Source organism: Phenylobacterium sp., from assembly GCF_044371015.1.
Lineage (GTDB): Bacteria > Pseudomonadota > Alphaproteobacteria > Caulobacterales > Caulobacteraceae > Phenylobacterium.
The window spans coordinates 1-4,496 of sequence record NZ_JBILUK010000247.1; the positions used below are offsets into that span (position 1 = coordinate 1).

The 4,496-nt window shown below is 68.0% G+C and carries 5 protein-coding genes and 2 pseudogenes; 3 read left to right on the forward strand and 4 right to left on the reverse strand.

Annotated elements, in window-relative coordinates; translation table 11 throughout:
- The 3 genes and pseudogenes from ACIQ3R_RS15530 to ACIQ3R_RS15540 form a co-directional block, all read left to right on the forward strand.
- Window positions 1-550 (forward strand): annotated as a pseudogene (locus ACIQ3R_RS15530) (glutathione synthase); the annotation flags it as partial.
- Window positions 551-686: 136 nt separating this feature from the next.
- A complete protein-coding gene (locus tag ACIQ3R_RS15535) occupies window positions 687-2,234 on the forward strand; it encodes a YifB family Mg chelatase-like AAA ATPase (protein ID WP_397419765.1) in 1,548 nt (515 codons plus the stop codon).
- Window positions 2,235-2,301: 67 nt separating this feature from the next.
- Window positions 2,302-2,697: an SgcJ/EcaC family oxidoreductase gene (locus tag ACIQ3R_RS15540; protein ID WP_397419766.1), complete on the forward strand. Its 396-nt coding sequence runs from the start codon at window positions 2,302-2,304 to the stop codon at window positions 2,695-2,697.
- Here the strand turns inward: ACIQ3R_RS15540 and ACIQ3R_RS15545 are convergent.
- From ACIQ3R_RS15545 to ACIQ3R_RS15560, 4 genes and pseudogenes are all read right to left on the reverse strand, one after another.
- Window positions 2,679-3,116, reverse strand: coding sequence for a hypothetical protein (locus tag ACIQ3R_RS15545; RefSeq protein ID WP_397419767.1), 438 nt, complete (start codon window positions 3,114-3,116; stop codon window positions 2,679-2,681). The genes ACIQ3R_RS15540 and ACIQ3R_RS15545 overlap by 19 nt on opposite strands.
- 67 nt (window positions 3,117-3,183) lie before the next feature.
- Complete coding sequence (locus tag ACIQ3R_RS15550; RefSeq protein ID WP_397419768.1) at window positions 3,184-3,555, reverse strand: hypothetical protein; 372 nt, start codon at window positions 3,553-3,555, stop codon at window positions 3,184-3,186.
- 192 nt (window positions 3,556-3,747) lie between these two features.
- A complete protein-coding gene (locus ACIQ3R_RS15555; RefSeq protein WP_397419769.1) occupies window positions 3,748-4,086 on the reverse strand; it encodes a hypothetical protein in 339 nt (112 codons plus the stop codon).
- Window positions 4,087-4,210: 124 nt separating this feature from the next.
- A pseudogene (locus ACIQ3R_RS15560) lies at window positions 4,211-4,378 on the reverse strand (response regulator transcription factor); the annotation flags it as partial.
- Window positions 4,379-4,496: the final 118 nt, after the last annotated feature.

Genomic DNA, 4,496 nt, shown 5'->3' on the forward strand with positions numbered 1-4,496 from the left:
GCTGCAACCCCCGACGCTGATAACCTGGGACAAGGCCGCGATTCTCGATTTCCGGGCCCGCCACGGCGACATCGTGCTGAAACCGCTCAATGGCCGGGGCGGCTCGGGCGTCACGCGCCACCTGAAGGACGACCCCAACCTCGACACCATGCTCGAGCTTCACGCCGAGCTTGGGCCCGAGCCGGTGATTGTGCAGAAGTTCCTGCCCTCGGTGACCAGGGGCGACAAACGCATCCTGCTGATCGACGGAGAGCCGGTCGGAGCCATCAACCGGGTGCCGGCCAAGGGTCAGATCCGCTCCAACCTGGCGGTCGGCGGCGAAGCCCAGCCGGTAGAGCTCACCACGCGCGACCGCGAGATCTGCGCCGCCATCGGACCGGAACTCAAGGCGCGCGGCCTGATCTTCGTCGGCATCGATGTGATCGGCGAGTGGCTGACCGAGATCAACGTCACCTCGCCCACCGGCGCGGTCGCCCTCAAGCGCTTCACCGGCGTGGACGCCAGCGACGTCATGTGGTCCCGGGTTGAGGCCATCCGGGCCACAGCTTAGGGTTTGATCTAAGAGACGCCCCGAAGTCACGGAATCGTCTCACTTTCTCCGAAAGTTCATTTTTTGTTCTTGATCTGGACGCGGGGACGTGCTCCGGTTGTGGATAACTTTGGGCGGACCACAAGGGGTTGATCCGATGGCGGCGCGCGTGGTGACCCTGGCCTTCAACGGGGTCGAGGCGGTGCGCGTCGAGGTTGAGGTCCAGTTCACCCGGGGCGAGCAGGCCTTCATCCTTGTGGGACTGGGCGACAAGGCCGTGGCCGAGAGCCGGGAGCGGGTTCGGGCGGCGTTCACGGGGCTGGGCCTGTCGCTGCCCGGCAAGCGGATCATCGCCAATCTGGCGCCGGCCGACCTTCCCAAGGTCGGCAGCCACTACGACCTGCCCATTGCGCTGGCGGTGATGGCCGGCATGGGCATCATCCCGCCCGATGCGCTGGACGGCTGGGCCGCCTTCGGCGAGCTATCGCTGGATGGCCGCATCGCGCCGGTCGCCGGCGCGCTGCCCGCGGCCGTGGCGGCGGGCGGAATGGGACTGGGCCTCATCTGCCCCGAAGCCTGCGGGCCGGAGGCGGCCTGGGCGGGCGAAACCCGGGTGCTTGCGGCGCCCTCGCTGATCGCCCTGGTCAACCATTTCCGGGGGTCTCAGATGCTGAGCCCGCCGGAACCCGGGCCGATGCTCGACGCGGACCGGGTTCCCGATCTTCGCGACGTCAAGGGCCAGGAGAACGCCAAGCGGGCGCTCGAGATCGCCGCGGCCGGCGGTCACAACCTGGCCTTCATCGGCCCGCCGGGTTCGGGCAAATCGATGATGGCCCAGCGGCTGCCCGGGCTCCTGCCGCCGCTGACGCCCGGCGAACTGCTGGAAACCTCGATGGTCCACTCCATCGCCGGCCTGATCGCCAAGGGGCAACTGAGCCGCGCCCGGCCTTTCCGCAGTCCGCACCACTCCGCCAGCATGGCTGCGCTCACCGGCGGCGGCCTGAAGGCCAAACCGGGCGAGGTCTCGCTCGCACACAACGGCGTCCTCTTCCTCGACGAACTGCCGGAATTCGGGACCCAGGCGCTGGAGGCGTTGCGCCAGCCGCTGGAGACCGGCGAGGTGGTGGTCGCGCGCGCGAACGCCCACATCCGTTATCCCGCGCGGTTCCAGCTGGTCGCCGCCCTCAACCCCTGCAAGTGCGGCCATGGCGGGCCCGGAAAGGGCGCCTGCGGCCGCGCGCCAAGGTGCCAGTCCGACTATCAGGGCCGCATCTCCGGCCCGCTGATGGACCGCATAGATCTGGTCGTGGAGGTTCCCCCGGTCACCGCCGCCGACCTCTCGCTGCCCCCGCCGTCCGAGGGCACGGCCGAGGCTGCGGCGCGGGTCGCCACGGCCCGCGCCTTGCAGGCCGAGCGCGCCGCCCGGGCCGGTCACGCCGACGTTCCCCTCAACAGCCGGGCGGAAGGCGATCTCCTCGAGACCATCGCCGACCCCGATCCCCCGGCCCGGGCGCTGCTGGCCCGCGCCGCCGAAGCGGGCGGCCTTTCGGCGCGCGGATGGACACGCACGCTCCGCCTCGCCCGCACCATCGCCGACCTTGAGGGCTCACCCTCAGTCCGGCGTGCGCACATCGCCGAAGCGCTGGTCTATCGCCGCGTGTCGCCAGGGCTGGGGTTGGGGGTGATGGCGCCGAGCAGCGGATAGGTCGCCGCCCCTTGAACCCGGGCCGCTTTGCCCTTCACTTCTCTTCGGTTCCAAAGGAGCGAGGCCGATGGTGTTGGGTTTGGATGACGCGCGACGTCTGGCCGAAGACTACACTGCGGCGTGGAACACCGGTGATCCGCAGGCGGTCGCGGCATTCTATGCGCCGGATGGCGGGATCATCATCAATCGTGGCGAACCTTCGATCGGCCGGGCCGGGGTCGCCCGGATGGCGGCGGGCTTCTTCGCCGACGTGCCGGATCTCACGCTCGTGTGCGACGGGGTGCGTGTCGCCGGCGCCCACATCATCTACCTTTGGACGTTCACCGGGTCCCATTCGGTCACGAAGCGCAGCCTGCGCGTCTCCGGCTGGGAAGAATGGGACCTCGACCACGACCTAAAGGTCGCTGCGTCTTGCGGCTGGTTCGACGCCGACGACTATGCCCGTCAAGTCGGGCCGGCCTGAGCCTCGATCTCCGCATAGCGGCGCGGCGCGGTGATGGCGCCGTAGGCGATGGCGCCGAGGATCAGGTAGCTGAACATGATCCCGGCGGTGAGATAGGCCCAGCCGCCGATGCTTGGGTCGGCGGCGCTGGCGAGATGACTGACGAGCAGCAGGAGCGCGAACCCGGCGGCAAACATTGGCCAGTGCCTCGAACTGCGCAACGCGATCCACAACAGGCCAACGAACAGAAAGGCGTCGATCGCCACGACCGGCCATTGGGTGGCGTTGCTCTTGTCCTGGAACACCACGATCGTGAGGGCCCAGGTCGCCAGGTCCATGCCGGCGGCCAGCCGTTCATCATCTCGCCCGCGCCAGATCGCGAGCACACAGACCGTCATCAGGACGGTCGGCCAGACCCAGGCGGGAAGCTGATAGCCCATGAAACGAAAACGGCCCCCGGTTATCCGAGGGCCGCAATCTGACAGAGGTATCGGAGGGTTGAAACCGTCAGGAGGCGATCCGCAGGCTGCGGCCGCCGCGCATGCGCACCTGCTCGGTATCCGCGCCCATGGGCGGAGGCTTCTGGCCGCCGTCGCCGTTCATCGTGATGGCGCCGAGGCCGATCTGGGTCTGAACGACGCTGAGTTCCTTGTGGGTCTCAACGATCGCCCGTCGGGCTTCCGCCAGCGCCATGATCGCCTGGCTGGCGCGCTCCACGGCGTCCTGGCCGATCAGCGCCGAGGCTCCGGCGGCTTTGCGTAGCGAGGGCATAACGCCCGTGAGCGCGGCGGTCTTGGCCAGAGCGGCGTCGATGGCGGCCTCGGCTTCAAACAGCGCGACCGCGACCTGTTCAGCGGCCAGACGGCGTTCCTTAAGCATGAGTTCTCTCCTGCGCGGCGTGGGGTGCGTCCGCGATCAAGTGTTGCCTTAGGGAAGGTTTCCGAGCCGTTCAGGCTCGTAGTAAATTCGACGCCAGGTCGCCGAGGGCGTGGAGGCCCGCCAGCATCGCCCCAAAAGCCAAGGCCGTGATGACGGCGATCCCCAAGATCGCGCCGAGCCTGACTGCGGGGCTCAGTTCATTGGATCGCCCGCCGGATCGGGTTCGGCCCTGAAGTTCTCGTCCAGCAGAACCCAGGTCATGCAGAGGATTTCCCGCAAAACCATTTCGGGGGGCTTGAACGGCGCGAGCTTGCGGGTAGCGGACACCAGGTGTCGGGCCATGTCGGCCTGCGCCGGCGTCGCCGCCAAATCGACGAGCTGCCGCTCGAGCTGCGTCCAGGAGATCGCCGGGAGAACTTCCTCCCGCTTCGCCAGGTTCGGCCACTTCGCCTCGAAGTCGTCGATCTCCCGACGGAGGCGCATGGCCCGGCCGACGACCGCTCTGTTCTCGAAGTTCGGGTGCTGACCCATGAAACGCTCCCTCTGTCGCCGGGCCATCCAGCCCGGGCCGAGAGGGATTGTCTGTCCTGACCGGGTCCTGTCCTGACGCGATCAGGACAGCCCCGCCGTCCTGATCGCGCAGCAGGCGGGCGGCCTCGAAACGGTCGTCGACCCCCAGCTTGCGCCGCGCACGGTCGCAATAGGTGTCGACCGAGGTCTTGGACATGCCGAGTTCGCGGGCAATCTGCTTGGAAGACAGATGCCGATCGACCAGCCGCAAGCAGTCACGCTCGCGTTGAGTCAGGAGGTCCACCAGGTTCACGTCGCTAGCCAAGCGCGAACTCCGCTTCAGACAAGCATAGTTTAACGGCGCCTTTGGCCGTCCGTCTACTTTAACGCGTGGTCGGTCGCCGAATCGACGCGTTTGACGGTGCGTTAAG

What these genes read in the sequence shown, in the direction of transcription:
- ACIQ3R_RS15535 (WP_397419765.1), top strand. Translation starts at nt 687, where the DNA reads ATGGCGGCGCGCGTGGTGACCCTGGCCTTCAACGGGGTCGAGGCGGTG.
- ACIQ3R_RS15540 (WP_397419766.1), top strand. Translation starts at nt 2,302, where the DNA reads ATGGTGTTGGGTTTGGATGACGCGCGACGTCTGGCCGAAGACTACACT.
- ACIQ3R_RS15545 (WP_397419767.1), bottom strand. Translation starts at nt 3,116, where the DNA reads ATGGGCTATCAGCTTCCCGCCTGGGTCTGGCCGACCGTCCTGATGACG.
- ACIQ3R_RS15550 (WP_397419768.1), bottom strand. Translation starts at nt 3,555, where the DNA reads ATGCTTAAGGAACGCCGTCTGGCCGCTGAACAGGTCGCGGTCGCGCTG.
- ACIQ3R_RS15555 (WP_397419769.1), bottom strand. Translation starts at nt 4,086, where the DNA reads ATGGGTCAGCACCCGAACTTCGAGAACAGAGCGGTCGTCGGCCGGGCC.